The 16,058-nt window shown below is 67.1% G+C and carries 13 protein-coding genes and 1 pseudogene; 8 read left to right on the top strand and 6 right to left on the bottom strand.

The window, feature by feature from the left end:
• Positions 1–92 precede the first annotated feature (92 nt).
• Positions 93–998, bottom strand: a complete 906-nt coding sequence (locus ABIC35_RS03855) for a LysR family transcriptional regulator (protein WP_121071800.1) — start codon at positions 996–998, stop codon at positions 93–95.
• Between the two features lie 86 nt (positions 999–1,084).
• On the opposite strand from ABIC35_RS03855, the gene ABIC35_RS03850 reads away from it, so the two are divergent.
• Both ABIC35_RS03850 and ABIC35_RS03845 read left to right on the top strand, forming a co-directional pair.
• Positions 1,085–2,119, top strand: a complete 1,035-nt coding sequence (locus ABIC35_RS03850) for an aldo/keto reductase (RefSeq protein ID WP_121071799.1) — start codon at positions 1,085–1,087, stop codon at positions 2,117–2,119.
• The gene (locus tag ABIC35_RS03845; RefSeq protein ID WP_121071798.1) at positions 2,116–3,312 is read left to right on the top strand and encodes an MFS transporter; all 1,197 of its coding nucleotides are present in this window, start codon (positions 2,116–2,118) and stop codon (positions 3,310–3,312) included. Before ABIC35_RS03850 ends, ABIC35_RS03845 begins: the two co-directional genes overlap by 4 nt.
• A gap of 704 nt (positions 3,313–4,016) precedes the next feature.
• On the opposite strand, the gene ABIC35_RS03840 is transcribed toward ABIC35_RS03845, so the two are convergent.
• Genes ABIC35_RS03840 through ABIC35_RS03830 form a run of 3 tightly spaced genes read right to left on the bottom strand, consistent with a single transcriptional unit; the run spans position 4,017 to position 7,583 of the window.
• A complete protein-coding gene (locus tag ABIC35_RS03840; protein ID WP_121071796.1) occupies positions 4,017–4,355 on the bottom strand; it encodes a hypothetical protein in 339 nt (112 codons plus the stop codon).
• 34 nt (positions 4,356–4,389) lie between these two features.
• The gene (locus ABIC35_RS03835; RefSeq protein ID WP_121071795.1) at positions 4,390–6,885 is read right to left on the bottom strand and encodes an ABC transporter permease; all 2,496 of its coding nucleotides are present in this window, start codon (positions 6,883–6,885) and stop codon (positions 4,390–4,392) included.
• A complete protein-coding gene (locus ABIC35_RS03830; protein WP_121071794.1) occupies positions 6,882–7,583 on the bottom strand; it encodes an ABC transporter ATP-binding protein in 702 nt (233 codons plus the stop codon). Before ABIC35_RS03830 ends, ABIC35_RS03835 begins: the two co-directional genes overlap by 4 nt.
• 50 nt (positions 7,584–7,633) lie before the next feature.
• Here ABIC35_RS03830 and ABIC35_RS03825 point away from each other — a divergent pair, with 50 nt between their 5' ends.
• From ABIC35_RS03825 to ABIC35_RS03815, 3 genes are all read left to right on the top strand, one after another.
• Complete coding sequence (locus ABIC35_RS03825) at positions 7,634–8,257, top strand: arylesterase (RefSeq protein WP_121071793.1); 624 nt, start codon at positions 7,634–7,636, stop codon at positions 8,255–8,257.
• A gap of 191 nt (positions 8,258–8,448) precedes the next feature.
• Complete coding sequence (locus ABIC35_RS03820) at positions 8,449–9,399, top strand: NADP-dependent oxidoreductase (protein ID WP_121071792.1); 951 nt, start codon at positions 8,449–8,451, stop codon at positions 9,397–9,399.
• Complete coding sequence (locus ABIC35_RS03815; protein WP_121078887.1) at positions 9,399–10,229, top strand: aldo/keto reductase; 831 nt, start codon at positions 9,399–9,401, stop codon at positions 10,227–10,229. The genes ABIC35_RS03820 and ABIC35_RS03815 overlap by 1 nt, the downstream gene beginning before the upstream one ends.
• A gap of 58 nt (positions 10,230–10,287) precedes the next feature.
• Here the strand turns inward: ABIC35_RS03815 and ABIC35_RS03810 are convergent, their stop codons facing one another.
• The gene (locus ABIC35_RS03810; protein WP_121071791.1) at positions 10,288–11,814 is read right to left on the bottom strand and encodes a sialate O-acetylesterase; all 1,527 of its coding nucleotides are present in this window, start codon (positions 11,812–11,814) and stop codon (positions 10,288–10,290) included.
• Between the two features lie 616 nt (positions 11,815–12,430).
• Positions 12,431–12,652, bottom strand: coding sequence for a hypothetical protein (locus ABIC35_RS03805; RefSeq protein ID WP_354278305.1), 222 nt, complete (start codon positions 12,650–12,652; stop codon positions 12,431–12,433).
• 931 nt (positions 12,653–13,583) lie between these two features.
• Between ABIC35_RS03805 and ABIC35_RS03800 the strand changes: the two genes are divergently transcribed.
• The 3 genes and pseudogenes from ABIC35_RS03800 to ABIC35_RS03790 form a co-directional block, all read left to right on the top strand.
• Complete coding sequence (locus ABIC35_RS03800; RefSeq protein ID WP_121071789.1) at positions 13,584–14,333, top strand: hypothetical protein; 750 nt, start codon at positions 13,584–13,586, stop codon at positions 14,331–14,333.
• A gap of 13 nt (positions 14,334–14,346) precedes the next feature.
• A complete protein-coding gene (locus ABIC35_RS03795; protein ID WP_121071788.1) occupies positions 14,347–15,681 on the top strand; it encodes a surface lipoprotein assembly modifier in 1,335 nt (444 codons plus the stop codon).
• A gap of 138 nt (positions 15,682–15,819) precedes the next feature.
• Positions 15,820–16,050, top strand: a pseudogene (locus tag ABIC35_RS03790) (IS630 family transposase); the annotation flags it as partial.
• Positions 16,051–16,058 lie beyond the last annotated feature (8 nt).

The following is a 16,058-nucleotide window of genomic DNA, read 5'->3' as shown; positions in this document are numbered from 1 at the left end:
GCGCATCGGCGAACTGCTTGATCGCTTCCCGCCCTGCCAATGTGCCAACTTCTTCCAGGCCGCTGGATATCAACGGTCAATGTGAAATTGCTCTAGCGTAGGTTGGCGGCCAGGAAGTCTACGAATACGCGCACCCGCGCCGGCACATTCGGTCCGCCCACGAATACCGCGTGGATCTGTTCGACGTCGCCGGGGTTGAACGCCTCGAGGAGCGGCACAAGCGCGCCGCTTGCGATCTCCTCGGCCACGCTGAAGGCCCCCACGCGCGCGATGCCGACCCCGATTGCCGCCAGCTGCCCGAGCGTCTCACCATTGTTGGCCTCGACTCCACCGCGCACCGACAGCGCGAAGTCATGGCCATCGCGGCGGAACGGCCAGACGGGTTCGGAACGACGAAAGCTGAAGTTCAGGCAATTATGGGCGAATAGGTCCTCGGGGACCTGCGGTGTTCCGTGGCGCGCGAGATAGTTGGGCGCGGCGACGATCACGCGCCGGGTCTCGCCGAGCTTGCGGGCAGTGAGGGAGCTGTCCGGCAGCGGTCCGAACCGCACCGCGACGTCCGCCTGCCCGGCGGCGATGTCGACCAGCGTATCGGTCAATGCGATGTCGATCAGGATTTCGGGGTAAAGCCCGGCAAAGTCGCCGAGCAGCGGCACAACGCACAGGCGCCCATGCGACAGCGCCGCGCTGACCCGCAACCGCCCGCGCGGGCTGCCTTGGTCGGCAATCTGCTGCTCCGCGTCGTCGAGGTCGGCGAGGATCCGCCGCGCCGCCTGCAGATAGGCGCGACCTTCGGCGGTAAGCGAGAGCGCGCGGGTGGAGCGCAGCAGCAGGCGCACGCCCAGCCGCGCCTCGATGCGGTCGACCGCGCGCGCCACCGCCGATGCGCTCATGCCGAGTTGCCGGGCCGCAGCCGAAAAGCTGCCCTGCTCGATCACCGCGGAGAACAGCGCCAGCGCATGCGCCCGATCGCTGCCGCCGTTCAGCTTTGCGTCCATTGCACAAATCCTTCGCGTTCGCTCCAGCTACACCGCCGCTGCCAGGCCGTCCATCTTTGCCCGGACCAAGCAACAGGACGGTGATCATGGAATATCGGCAATTGGGACGATCGGGGCTGCGGGTGCCCGCGCTCAGCTTCGGCGCAGGCACCTTCGGCGGCCAGGGGCCGCTGTTCAGCGCCTGGGGCCAGAGCGATGCGACCGAGGCACGGCGGCTGATCGACATCTGCCTCGATGCCGGCGTGACGCTGTTTGATACCGCCGATGTCTATTCGGGCGGCGCATCGGAGGAAATCCTGGGCGAGGCGATCCGCGGCCGCCGGGACGCGGTGCTCATCTCGACCAAGACCGGGCTGCCGATGGGCGACGGCCCGCAGGACTGGGGCGCCTCGCGCGCCCGCCTGATCCGTGCCGTCGAGGATGCGCTGCGCCGGCTGGGCACCGATTATATCGATCTGCTCCAGCTCCACGCCTTCGATGCGTCCACGCCGACCGAGGAAGTGATGCGCACATTCGACCTGCTGATCGCGGCGGGCAAGGTCCGCTATGTCGGCGCGTCCAACTATCCCGGGTGGCAGGTGATGAAGGCGCAGGCGGTGGCGGAGCGCCATGGCTGGCCCCGGCTCGTCGCCCACCAGATCTATTACTCGCTGATCGGCCGCGCCTATGAGGCGGACCTGATGCCGCTTGCCGCCGACCAAGGCGTGGGCGCGCTGGTCTGGAGCCCGCTCGGCTGGGGCCGGCTGACCGGCAGGATCGGGCGCGATCGTCCGGTCCCTGAAGGCAGCCGATTGCATGCGACCGAACAGTTCGCGCCCCCCGTCGAGACCGAGCATCTCTACCGCGTCGTCGATGCGCTGGAAGTGGTCGCCGCGGAGACCGGCAAGACCGTGCCGCAGATCGCGATCAACTGGCTGCTGCAGCGCCCAACCGTATCGTCGGTGATCATCGGCGCGCGCGACGAGGCGCAGCTGCGCCAGAATCTGGGCGCCGTCGGCTGGGCGCTGAGCGCGGAGCAGATCGCCGCGCTCGATCGCGCCAGCGAGGTGCTGCCGCCCGATCCGCACACCCCCTATCGCCAGCAGGAGGGCTTTGCCCGCCTGGCCCCGAGGCTCGCATGAAGAACCAGTTCGGCCTGCTGGCCCTTGCCGTCGGTGCGTTCGGCATCGGCGTGACCGAATTCGCACCGATGGGGCTGCTGCCCGTCATCGCGAAGGATCTGCGGGTATCCATCCCCGCGGCAGGGCTGCTGATCAGCGCCTATGCACTGGGCGTGATGATCGGCGCGCCGCTGATGACGCTTACCACCGGCCGGGTGCCGCGGCGGATGCTGCTGATCGGCCTCGCGGGCATCTTCACCGCGGGCAACCTGCTCGCGGCCCTGTCCGACAGCTATGCCCTGCTGCTCGTCGCGCGCGTGCTCACCTCGTTCAATCATGGTGCCTTTTTTGGGGTCGGATCGGTCGTGGCGGCGGGGCTGGTGGCGCGCGAGCGCCGGGCCAGCGCGGTCGCCTCGATGTTCATGGGGCTGACCATCGCAAACGTGGCGGGCGTGCCGCTCGCCACCTGGGCAGGCGAGCATCTCGGCTGGCGCGCCTCCTTCTGGGGCATCGCCGGCTTGGGCGTGCTGACGATGGCGGCGCTTCGCATGACCTTGCCTGCGCTCCCTGCGCCCGACGGTGGCAACATCCTGGCAGAGCTCCGGGTGCTTACCCGCAAGCAGGTGCTGGGGGCGCTGGCGCTGACGGTGATCGGGTCGAGCGCGATGTTCACTGTGTTTACCTACATCACGCCGATCCTGCGCGACGCGACGCACGCGTCGCTGGGCTTCATCACCGCGATGCTGGTGCTCTATGGCCTAGGGCTGACCGCGGGCAACTGGCTGGGCGGTCGCTTCGCCGATCGCTCGGTCGATCGCACCTTGCTGATCACGCTGCCAGGCCTGTCCGCCATACTCTTCGCCTTTGCCCTGCTGATGCCTCAGGCTGGCCCGAGCGCGGTGCTGATCTTGCTGTGGGGTGTCGCAAGCTTTGCGCTGGTGCCGCCGCTGCAGGTTCGCGTGATGACCGCGGCAGCGGACGCCCCGAACCTCGCCTCGGCGGTCAATATCGGTGCGTTCAACCTCGGCAATGCGTCGGGTGCTGCGCTAGGGGGCGGCGTGATCGCCGCGGGCCTTGGCTATCCGGCCGTCGCACTGGCAGGCGCCGCAACATCGCTGATGGGGCTGCTGGCGCTTTGGACGACCAGCCGCCATAAAGCTGCGCGGCAACCCGACTTGCAATGCGCTCCCCGAGCCGCCGCCGATAAGGGATGACGTTCACGGCCTCCGCACCCTCGACGTCGGGCGTCGCTCGGCAGAAATGCCAGCTTGATAACCACGAGCTGCTGATCAGCAAAGGCTGTTTCGGGATTGCTCGACGCCATCTCGAATGATCGAGATTGAGCGCGGTGCTGCCCGACGAATGGAGGTATTGGCAATGGCAGCTGTTGTCAGGATCTGCCATCGTAAAGAGGGCGGGGAACGGCGCACGCTGTGCGGGCAGCGGTAGGTGCGGATTTCGCATTGTGGTGGGAAGCGGACGTTCTTCAGTCGTCCTCTTCAAGGCGTATGCAAGCGCGAAATGCACCACCCTCCGTGCCTCGCCGGTGCCAAATTTCAACGACCTTGTAGTATCTAAAAAAATAGCCAGGCGGGGTATCTATCGAGAGGTATTCGCCGACGCGTGGCAGAAACTCGAACTCCGCCACAAATAGCGGTTCCAAAGCGTCTACGTGGTCAAAGGCTTCTACCGCCGGCATCCTGGCGCTTTACCATGGGCGGTTACGTCGGCATCTGGGGCGCGAGCAGCCAATGTGGAATCACGATGTCACGGCGTTGCCGCCACTGGCGAACACGGCCGCCTATGGCCGCTTTCGGTCCGAGCGGTCATTCTCAACCGCTGATGGGAACGACCGCCCAGCGAGATGCATCGCCTTTGCCGTGGTGTAAAACGAGTGATGCGGCCGGCGCTGCACGGGTCAGCGCTGCTTTTTCGCAATGGTGGCGGTGAAATCGGGATGCTTGTTCGCCACCCAGTCGACGAACTTTCGAACGTTGGGATTGGCCAGCAGTGCGTCGACATCGGCGCCGTGGCGTTGCAGTTCGGCATTGGTGAAGTTGGCGATCAGCGTCTGCTGGCAGATCGCATGCATCGGCACCACGTCGCGGCCGCCGCGGCTCTTGGGCACGGGATGGTGCCAGACGCTCGTCTTGCCCATTGGCCGGCCGCACAGCCAGCACAACACCGGTGCCTCGGGCGGCTCCTCCGCACGGAGCAGCTCGCCATAGGGGTCTTTCTTCGACTGTCTGCGGTTCATGGGCAGCGCTCCTACCTGCTTTGGCGAGCGGCCGCTACAGGCCGCGCAGCGCCGCGGCCGGGCGGGCGCGAAGGGCAGGGAGGCTGCCGACGATCCCCATGCCGAGGGTCGCTGCGACGGCGGCCACCATCGTCGCGGCGACGATGTCCCAGCGTGGCGCCCAGGCGATGGCAAACACCTGGGTCACGACATACCATCCGGCGCCCGTGCCTACCCCGACCGCCACCAGCACCAGGGCCGCGGCGAGCATCGCATATTCGAGCGCCTGAGCGCCCAGCACCTGGCGGCGGCTACCGCCGAGCAGCTTGAGGATCACCGCATCGTAGCGCCGCGCGCGCGCCGAGGCGGAGACGGCGCCGATCAGCACCGCGATCCCCGCCGCCACCGTCACCGCCGCCGCCGCGCGGATCGCCACCCCGATCTGGCCGAGCACCGCGCCGAGCTGGCCGATGACGTCGCCGACGCGGATCAGCGTGACCGACGGGAGTGCGGCCCCGACGCTGCGCATGATTGCGCCATCGCGGCCAGGTTCGGCATAGATGCTCGCGAGCAGGCTGTGCGGCGCTTCCTCGATATAGCCGGGCGAGAAGACGATGGCGAAGTTGAGCCCGAGCCCGCCCCAGTCGATCTTGCGCAAGGCTGCGATCCGCGCCGGCACGTCGACGCCGAGCACCGATACGGTGATGCTGTCGCCGACCTTGAGGCCGAGTGCCGCGGCCGCCTTGTCCTCCAGCGAGACGAGCGGGGGACCGCGATAGTCCGCCGGCCACCATCGTCCCGCGACGACGGCATTGCGGGGCGGCAGCGTGGCCGACCAGGTGAGCGTCCGGTCGCCGCGCAGCACCCAGACGCCGTCGGGCAGCGTCTTCATGTCGGCGACCCGTTGGCCGCGCAGGGCGACGACCGATCCGCGTAGCGACGGCTGCGTCTCGATTTCTGCGCCCGGCGCGACGCTCCGAACGGTATGGGCGAAGGTCGCGGCGTCCTCCGGCTGCAGGTCGATCGCGAAGAAGCGGGGGGCCTTGGCCGGGGCGGCATTGCGCAGTTCGGCGTCGAGGCTCGCATCGATTACCGCCAGCGCGACGAACAGCGAGAAGCCCAGCCCAAGGGCGACCACCAGCCGATCGGTCTGCGCGCCGGGGCGATGCAGATTGGCGATCGCCAACCGCAGGAGCGGAGTGTGCGGCCTCGGAAGTTTCGAGGCGGCGAACCGGATGGAGAGGCCGAAGCTCCACAAGAGCCCGATGAGCGCCGCCACTGCACCGACAAAGCCCAGCGCAAGCAGCCGGTCCGACGCGGTCAGCACGGCAAGCGCGACCAGCGCCGCCACCAGCAGCGCCATCACCCCAAGCACGATCGCCGACGGCCGGCGCCCCGTGCCGAGCGCGTCGCGCAGCAAGGTCGCCGCCGGCACGTCGCGTGCTCGGGCGAGCGCGGGCAGCGCGAACAGCAGCGCCACCAGCAGCGCCAGCATCGCGGCGGTGGCCAGGGGCACCGGGTAAAGCGCAAGGCGCGGCGGAACCGGCAGCGATACGCCGACGAGACGGGTCAGCAGCCAGGGCACGGCCGCGCCGACCAGCAGGCCGCTGCCGATCCCGAGCGCCGAGACTGCCCCGAGTTGCGCAAGGAAGATCGAAGCGATCGTGCCGGAAGTCGCGCCGAGCACCTTGAGCGTGGCGATGATCCGGGTCTTGCCAGCCAGATAGGCCGCAACACCGCTCCCCACGCCCACGCCGGCAATGGCGAGCGCAGCCAGCCCGACCAGCATCAGGAACTGGCCGAACTGATCGATGCCGCGCCGTAGTCCACCGGCGGCACGATCGCTGGTCCGCGCCGTCCAGCCGGCGCCTGCCAGGCGAGCGAGCAGGCGCTTCTGCACCTCGGCCGCTTCCGCACGCCTGGCGAGCGCGATTCGGTAATGGCTTTCGTAGAGGCTGCCGGGCTGGACAAGCGCGGTCGCGTCGAGCCCGGCGAGGTCGACCAGCGCCGGGGGCCCGAGCGTGAACCCCGCGCCGAGCCGGTCGGGCTCCTCGGCGATGATCCCGATCACCCGCAGCCATGCCGAGCCAAGCCGCACGCGATCGCCAGGCTTCACGCCCAGCCGGTCGGCCGTTGCTGCCGCGATGGCGATCTCGCGACCTCGCGGGCGGCCGGACAGCGCACCCGGCGCGAGCCGGAAGCGCCCGACCAGCGGCCACGCCGCGTCCGTCCCGCGTAGGTCGATCAGCATCGCCGGGGTGTCGGCGCGCTTGCGAAGCATCGCGCGCATCGACACTGTTTCGGAGACGCGGCCCGCGTATGCGAAGGCGGCAAGCTCCGCCACGGTGGCGCGGCGCTGGGAGACGGTGAACTCGACATCGCCGCCAAGGATCTGCCGGCCGTTGGCATCGAGGGCAGCGATCATGCTCGCGGCGAGGCTGCCAATGCCGGCGAGCGCGGCGGTGCCGAGGAAAAGGCAGGCGATCAGCAGCACCAGCCCGCGTCCGCCGCGTCGCAGGTCGCGCAGCGCAAGCCGCCAGGCGACGCTCATGCGCGCGGCCTATCGGAGGCGATGCGCCCGTCGGCGAGCGAGACGACGCGCGCGCACCGCGCGGCGAGGGCGGGATCGTGGGTGATGACGAACAGCGTCGTGGCGCTGGCCGCGTGCCGCTCGAACAGCAGGTCCATGATCGCGGCGCCGGTGGCGGTGTCGAGATTGCCGGTGGGCTCGTCGGCGAACAGCAGGGCCGGGCGCCCGACCAGCGCCCGCGCGATCGCCACCCGCTGCTGCTCGCCGCCGGAGAGCTGCGCGGGATAATGGCCGATCCGGTGCGCGAGACCGACGGCGGCCAGCTCGGCCTCGGCGCGCGCGAAAGCGTCTCGCGTGCCCGCCAGTTCCAGCGGCACGGCGACATTCTCCAGCGCAGTCATCGTCGGCAGCAGGTGGAAGGCCTGCAGCACGATGCCGATGCGTCCGCGCCGCGCGACGGCGAGCGCGTCCTCGTCCAGCGCGGTGAAATCCAGTCCGGCAACCGAGACGATGCCGCCGCTCGGGCGCTCCAGCCCGGCGAGGACTGCCATCAACGAGGATTTGCCCGATCCCGAGGGCCCGAGCAGCGCGACGCTTTCGCCCGTGGACACGTGCAGGTCGATCCCGCGCAGGATGTCCACCCGGGCGGACGCCTTCCCCAGCGACAGCGAAACGTTGCGCGCGTCGATAAGCGCGCTATCGGAGGGGGATGAAGCCATGGTCACGCCCGAAGCGATATGGAGCGTTGCGGGGGATTGTCCATCTCGCGATGCTCTCGGTCCTGGTATTTGCGCCGGTTGCCGATGCCGCGCCGCGCGCGCCGGTGATCTGGGCGTTCGGGGACAGCCTCAGCGCCGGCTATGGCCTCCCGCCCGCCTCGGGCTTCACCGCCAGGCTGGAGGCGGCATTGCGCCGTGCAGGCCTGGCGGCAACGGTCCGCAATGGCGGGGTCGCCGGCGACACGGCCGCACAGGCCCGCGCGCGCCTGCGCTGGGGGTTACGCGGACTTGGCACGACGCCCGACCTAGTGATCGTCGAACTCGGTGCGAACGACATGCTGCGGGGGCTCCCAGTGTCGCAGACCCAGGCCAACCTCGAAGCGATTCTCACCGAGTTGCGTAATCGGCGCATTCCCGTGCTGCTTGCCGGCATGCGCGCCGCGCCGAACCTGGGGCCGGACTATGTGCGCGCCTTCGACGGCATCTACCCCGCGCTCGCGAAGAAATATGGCGTAGCGCGCTACCCCTTCTTCCTCGACGGCGTGGCCGGCAACCGGGCGCTGCTCCAGGCCGACGGAATGCATCCGAACGCACGGGGCGTCGATATCATCGTCGGCCGCATCTTGCCGGAGGTGCGGAAGGCGCTGCGCGGTTCGGCGGCACACGCGGGATGATTGGACGCCATATCGCGCGCGCCTAGCTTCGACTTCACGTGCCTCGCTGTGGCAGGGGCGAAACGGTCTCCCTCCTTGTATGGACCACGCCCGACATGGCTTCCGGCACCGCCCGCTACCGCAAAAGTCGAGGCGGCAGGAGCCGCCATGACCCTGCAGGCGTTGAGGGCGTGATTCCATTGGAGACGACCATGACCACCGAAGCCGGAACGACGCGCGCTATATGGATTGAGAAATTCGGTGGCGCGGAGGTCGTCCAGGTGGCGACGATACCTGTACCCGCACCGGCTGCCGACGAGGTTGTGGTTCGCGTCGCGATCGCCAGCATCAATCCCGTCGACTGGAAGACGGCCGAAGGGAAATATCCGCCGATGGGCGCGGACAAGCTGCCATTCGGTCTGGGGCGCGACCTGGCCGGCACGATCGAGACGGTCGGCAGCGAGAGCGGAGAATGGGCGGTCGGCGACCGGGTCTGCGCCTTTATCGGGCCGGACCGCGGCGCGCAGGGCGAGCGCGTCGTGGTGAAGACCAGCGAACTCGCGAAGGTGCCCGACGGCGTCGACACCGAGGTCGCCGGTGCGCTGCCGCTGGCGGCGATGACTGCATGGCAGGGGCTGTTCGACCATGGCGGGCTCGAGGCGGGCCAGCGCGTGCTGATCCATGGCGGGGCCGGCGGTGTCGGCCACATGGCCGTGCAGTTCGCCCGCTGGAAGGGAGCGACCGTGTTCGCCACCGCTTCCGAACGCGACCTCGATTTCGTGCGCGCGCTCGGCGCGGACACGGCGATCGATTATAAGAAGGAGCGTTTCGAGGATATCGCCACGGACCTCGACATGGTGTTCGACACCCAGGGCGGCGAGACCCAGGCGCGCTCGTTCACCACGCTCCGGAAGGGCGGCATCCTCGTGTCTACGCTGGAGCCGGATGAAAAGAAGGCGGCCGAGCTCGGTATCCGCACGGTGCCGCGCTGGCATGCCGATCCCGACGCGGCCGAACTCGAGCAGGCGCTCGGCCTGATCGCCGACGGGCAGGTGCGCGTGGAAATCGCGAAGCGCTTTCCCCTCAATGCCATCCGCGAGGCGCAACGCTTCACCCGCGAGGAGCATCCCCGTGGCAAGGTCATTCTGGACCTCGCCGAGTGATCGGCACGGTCACGCTTCCCGGCGGCGCCACCGTTGCTGCCCTCGGCCAGGGCACGTGGCAGATGGGCGAACGCCGGGATCTGCGCACTGCCGAAATCGCGGCGCTGCGTGCGGGCGTGGACGCGGGCATGACGCTCATCGACACGGCCGAGATGTATGGCGAGGGCGCAGCCGAGACCCTGATCGGCGAAGCGCTCGGCGACAGGCGGGACGATTTGTTCATCGTGAGCAAGGCCTATCCGCAGAATGCGGGCCGCGACCGGCTCCCAAAGGCGTGCGAGGCCAGCCTTCGCCGGCTCGGCACGGACCGCATCGACCTGTATCTGCTGCACTGGCGCGGCAGCGTACCCTTCGCCGAGACGATCGATGCGATGCACGCGCTGCGCGAGGCCGGGAAGATCCGCTACTGGGGCGTCAGCAATCTCGACAGGGACGATATGGCGGAGCTCGTCGCGGCGGGCGGGGAGGACTGCGCGACCGATCAGATCCTCTACAATCTCGGGCGCCGCGGCCCCGAGTTCGACCTGCTTCCCTGGCTGGACCACCGGCGGATGACCGCCATGGCCTATAGTCCGGTCGAACAGGGGGGGCTGGTCGGAAACGCTGCACTCCAGGAGATCGCCGACGCGCTCTCCGCGACGCCGGCGCAGGTCGCACTGGCATGGCTGCTCCGCAGAAAGAACCTGATCGCAATACCGAAGGCGGGAACGGCGGCGCATGTGCGCGAGAATGCGGGCGCCGCGGATCTCCGCCTCGACGACGATGTGCTCGCCGCCCTTGACCGGGCTTTCCCTGCACCGTCCAAGCCAAGCCGATTGAAAATGCTGTAGCGATCGCCCGACGCAACGGAGGCTGCCGGCGCGCTCGGCTTTGGGCAGGTGACCCCGCTCAGGGGAAGGCGAGATGCCCCTGGATCCGCTCCTCGGAGGTGAAGGTCGACATGGGCAGTCCGGCGCCATTGTACAGGTTGCCCCGCACGACGCCGCTCCAGTTGTAGCGGACATAGCGGGGTTGTGGCACGGCGCCGCTTACCACCACCGTCTCGCCGTCGATCCGCGCGGTCGCGGTGACGAAGTTGCGGTCCGCTCCGGCCATTTCGAAGCCAGGCACGGGTGCGCCGCGGCTGGTCAGGCCGTCGGCGTGATCGAACCAGATCCGCATCCCGCCGGTCTCGCCGGTCGCCTGGCGGAACAGCGGGCCTTGATAGGTGACGCGCTCCCCATAGGCGATGCCCCGCGCCGCGAGCGCGAGCCGGGCGGCGACCGTCTGCTTGTCGCCCGGATGCACATTGTCCGGGTCGCCGACGTCGGTGGTGACGACCATCGCGGTGTTGATCAGCCCCAGCGCCCGGCGCTGCGCGTCGCGCACCAGACCCCATTCCTCGGCGGGCGAGTTGAACGACGAGATCTGCGCGTAAAGGAACGGGAAGTCCCCTTGCGCGAAATTGTGCCGCCAGTCGGTGATCAGGCCACGGAAGAGATCCGCATAATAAGGCGCGCGCGCGACGTTGCTGTTGGTTTCGCCCTGGTACCAGATCACGCCCTTGATGCCGTAGCCCGTAAACGGTGCCACCATCGCGTTGTAGAGCGATGACGGCCGATACGCCTCCTCGGGCGGGTGCCATGGGTGCGAGGGCGGCGTGCCCCCGGACGCGCGGATCGCGGCGTCCTCGCGCGCCTCGGCCGCAAGGGCGAGATCGGCGTCGGCCTGTTCCTGCTGGAAGCGGGCGCGTGCGTCGAGTGCGGGGGCGAGCGTTGCGTCGCTCGCGAACGCGTCCGTCGAAACCCAGCTGTCGGCGGGCGTGCCGCCCCAGGTGGAGTCGATCACGCCGACCGTCACCTTCTCGCGCGCGGCGATTTCCCGCGCGAAGAAATAGCCGATCGCCGAAAAGTCGGTCGCGGTGGCGGGGGTGGTCGTCGTCCAGGTCGCGTCGATGTCGCGGAGGGGGGTCGTGCTGCTCTTGTGCTCGAGGCGGAGAAGCCGGATGCGCGGGTTGGTCGCGGCGGCGATCTCGGCGGCGCCGTTGTTCAACGGCGCGCCTGTGAAGCCCTTAAGCGGGAATTCCATGTTCGACTGACCCGACGCGAACCATACATCGCCGAGCATCACATCCTGCACCTGCGCTCGCCCTTCGGCCACGCCGCCATCGACCGTGAGCACATAGGGCCCGCCCGCCGACTCAGGCTTCAGCCAGACTTCCCAGCGGCCGAGCCGGTCGGCAGTGGCCGTTGCGCGCTGGCCGTGGAGGGAGACGGTGATGGTCGCCCCTGCACGTGCCCAGCCCCAGACGTGCAGCGGTCGATCGCGCTGCAGAACGGCGTGGTCGCTGAAGAGATGGGGCAGCTTGAGCTGCGCACCGGCGGGAGAGGCGGTAGCGGCTACGAGCAAGGCGGCAACGAGCAGGCGCTTCTTCATCGACGTGTTTCCTATCGCGTCAGGCTGGCGGCCGTGACGGAGCCTTGGTGTTTGAGCACGGAAGTATCGGGCTTTGCAACGCGGCGGACCGCCCGTCCTTAGTTCGCCTCCTCCGATGCCGCCATCGCCGCGCGGGCGGCGAGGGCATAGGCGGAGGTGGTCCTGACGGTATAGTCCTTCTCGAACCGCAGGAACGGCCCATCGGTCTTCGCCCCGAGAAATCGGGTTTGACGATCGGTACGCCGGGGACAAGACCGCCGGGGATGAAGCTGTAGTCGGCGCGGTTATGGCCATAGCCGACCAGCTTCGACGTGGTGCCGACGGTCGAGACCAGGGACAGGTTGTTGGCCGGATGCCGCCCCACAGCATAAGGTCGGTCGCATCTAGCGTATACCGGGTGGCGACCAGCTCTGGGAACGCCTTGTGCAGCACGTACATCGTCGTACCGAAGGCGACCACCTGATTGGAGCCCGCTCAGATCCGGTGGCGATCGGCAGGCCGAACGGCTTGTTCGCGTGATCCTGATCGAACTTCGCCTTCCTCGCGCGAACCCGCGGTACGAGCTGCGCCCGATAGTCGACGGCCGTCGCCGGATCGCTCTCGGCCAGCGCCTGGCTCACACCGGCGAGCCCCGCCGCGACCATGAGGTGTTGGCAGGAAGGTCCGTCGTGAACGCCCAGCGATCGTCCTGCGCGCCCGACGCGCCGTTCCTGCGCCCGGCCGGCTCGAGCGACGGATCGTAGGTCAGTCCGTCGGTCTGCGAGCCGGTATCGTCGAGATGCGCATATTGGCGCAGCGTGGAGTCGACGATCCCGACGATCGCGTGCCCGAACACCATGCGGTGCTCCGTTAAAGAACGATCCGCGCTGTTGAGCGCGACGACCGCCGCGACGGTAGCCTCCCTGTCGTGAATATGAGCGAGGTACTCTACTGCCGCTTTCGATGGGTTTCTGGCGGGCAAAGCAGCTGACGGAGCGCTCAGCCGGGTGCGAACGAACCTCGGGAACCTGAAACGGACGTTTCGCAGATTTTCTTGCCGTCTCAGCGCCTTCCCGACGCCTTCCCATAAGGCCATTACGCGATTCGCCAGGAAAATGGCGGATTTCCGTGGGCCACGAGGATGTGACCACATGTGGGAGCGAACTTCACCTCTTATCGGCGAAGCGACATAGATGTCGCCGTGCCCATAGAGGTCAACTTGACTTGGCGTTCCCCTCCACACGCTTACCCCAAAACGAGTCACCGCCGCGTGGCAGCCCGGATCGCCATCATTCGGTGACAACCCGGTCCCGAAGATCCTGTGCAAGCGTGCGTGCCATACATGCTGGCCTCCTGCCACCAGCAGGAAACGTGAATCACGTCAGCCCGCCGTTGGGATTCCTCGCCGACTCAGTTCGCGTGGGGAAAGCTAAAGTTAAGATATAGTAAATGTGTGAGAGGCGTAGTGATGGCAGGCTGCGCAACTGTATGAATAAAGCTTTCTATATAGTAAATGTGACGTAAAATGTTGATCTATTTCCGATTGTGTGTACGGCGAGGGGAGGCAAAGAGTACAAAATGGGGCTTATGTGCGTGCTTACAGAACCAACGCCGCTTTGATCATGGCCGCTTCGCTTGCGGCTTGCGGCGGCTCCGGCGGGGGAATAAATTCAGCGCCTCCGGCGGCGCAAGGGCCGGTCGCAACACCAACTCCGACGCCGACGCCGGCTCCGGCAACGCCAAGCCCTACGCCAACGCCAACGCCGGCACCCGCGACCCAGGCACTCGTCATGCCGACTCAGGTGCAGTCGGCAGCATCCGCTGGTCCAATCAAAGGAAACTACAGCGCGACGGGCGCATCCGGGCTGAAGGAAGCGATCAGTTATGACGCGGCCAGCGGACTCTACACCTTCTATTCGACGGACTCGAGCTCGACCCCGCTGAGTCTGACGTCCGATGCGATGGTGGCAGGTGCGGTCCCTGGCTATTCCTATTTCAAGGTTTCCGATCCGCGGTCGCCCGGCGCCAAAGATCTGATTGTCGTCTATAACAGCGCCAGCAACCCTCTTACGCTGACCTATACCAGCTTCGCCTTCGCGCAGATGGATCCGTCGTTGAAAACGTCTGTACAGCAGGCATATGTTTTCGGTGTCCAGACTTCGAACCTCCCGACGACCGGCTCGGCCAGCTATTCCGGGTTGGTGGCCGGCAGCGCGCAGGATAGCGCAGGCCAGCTCTACGTCCTGAACGGCACTTCCACCCTTACGGCGGATTTCGCAAAGGGGGCCTATTCGACGACGCTGAGCTTCACCGGCGTGGATGCGAACGGCCGCGCCGGCCTGGGCACCCAGAACTACGCGGGCTCCGCAGGCTCGTTCACTCTGAACGGGTCGCCGTTGAACGGTAACCTGAGCGGATCGGGGACCGGCAGTTGGGGCGGAAAGTTCTTCGGTCCCAACGCAGAGGAATTCGGCTACACCTTTGCAGTAAGCGGATCCAATTATAACGCAGTCGGCGTCGCGGCGGGTAAGAAGAACTGATCCGCCTCCGGTAATGTTGACTGCCATCATCGCAATACAAGCGTCGCCCCTGGCTTTGAGCCCAGGGGCGGCGCAACCCGGCTGCGCACCGCGCGCCAACGAGCGCTGCCAGACGTCGTTGACCCCTGACCAGATGTTCGCGACGGCCCAAAAGCTGGCGGAAGCGGACCACGAGGATCAGGCGATCGAACTTCTCAAGGCGTTGACGAGGGATCGAAACCCAGATTTTCGCGCTGAAGCTCGGGTACGGCTCGCCCACTTGCTACTGAAACGCGGCGACCGAATCGGCGCCCTTGTGTGGCTTCGCCAGCTTTTGGACGAGAAGCCTGACGCAGCAGCGGTGCGGCTGGAATATGCCTCCTTACTGGCTCAAACCGGCGACACCGTCGGTGCCCGACGCGCCTTGCGTCAGATTCAGGCCGGATCGCTGCCCCCGAATGTCGCCGTGGCGGTAAACCGCTATGTCGAAGCGCTGCGTTCACGCAAGCCCCTTGGCGGCTCGCTTGAGTTGGCACTTGCGCCGGACAGCAACATCAATCGCGCGACCAGCGCCACGACGCTCGACACGGTGATCGCGCCACTGAACCTTTCGCGCGATGCCCGAGAGCGGTCGGGGACCGGTTTGAAGGAAGCGAGCCAGGGCTATATGCGCCTGGACGTTGGGAAAGACATAACGTTGGTGCCCCGCCTGTCGAGCCAGGCCACGCTGTATCGCGCCAGTCAGTTCAATGACATCTCGGGTTCTGCGCAAGTCGGCGTCGAGTATCGCAGCGCGGCGGACCGACTGACGCCTTCAGCCGGCTACACATGGCGCTGGTATGGCGGCCAGATCTATGCGCGCACGCAAAGCGTCAATTTCGACTGGCTTCATCCTGCGGGGCGCCGCGCCCAGCTCGATGCGTCGGCCAGCGTCAACCGGGTGCGTTATAAGGGAAGCCGTCTGCAGAACGGGATGATTTACACTGCTGCGGTCACCTATGAACGCGCGCTCACGGTTCGATCGGGAGCGAGTGTGACCTTGTCTGCCAACCGGCAAACTGCCGAAGACGCCGGCTACGCAACGAAGTCCGGCGCGTTCTCCAGCGTGTATTGGCATGATGCTGGCCGGATCACCCTCTTTGCGAGCGCGACGGCAGCGCGGTTGACCGCAGATGCGCGGCTCTTCATCTTCCCCGATCGGCGTGCTGATTGGTACGTACGTGGCGGCGCCGGTGCAATCTGGAGAAAAGTTCACGTCGCCGGATTTTCTCCCTTGTTCCGGTTCGGGTACGAGCGCAATTGGTCCACCGTCCGAATCTATGACTTCCGAAGATTTTCTACGGAGTTTGGTATTACGCGGGGATTTTGATCGGCAGTCCTCCACGGAGATACTGTAGCTGAAAGCTTTGCTTTTCGCTCGAAACTATAGCATCGGCAATGAGACACATCCTCGAGGGCGAGCACGAAACATGGCTGAGCTGGTGCCGCGGTGTGTGCTCGGCTGCCGCGAACCGGGCACGCGATCGAGCAAGACCGTCCCGACGTCCTGAGGCAGCGCCAGCGCTGCTTCGACGGCCAGATCAATCTCGAGCCCGAACGCCTCGCGTTCATCGACGAGTCCTGGACCGCGACAAACATGAGCCGAAGCCATGAGCGCTGCGCCAAGGGCGAGCGATTGCGGATGGGCTACCCGCATGGCCATCGCAAGACCACAACGCTGGTCGCTGGCCTGCGCATACGGCTCTC

The sequence above is a fragment of the Sphingomonas trueperi genome (assembly GCF_040545965.1).
GTDB classification, from domain to species: Bacteria; Pseudomonadota; Alphaproteobacteria; order Sphingomonadales; family Sphingomonadaceae; genus Sphingomonas; species Sphingomonas trueperi_C.
This window is presented reverse-complemented; position numbering and strand designations above follow the sequence as displayed.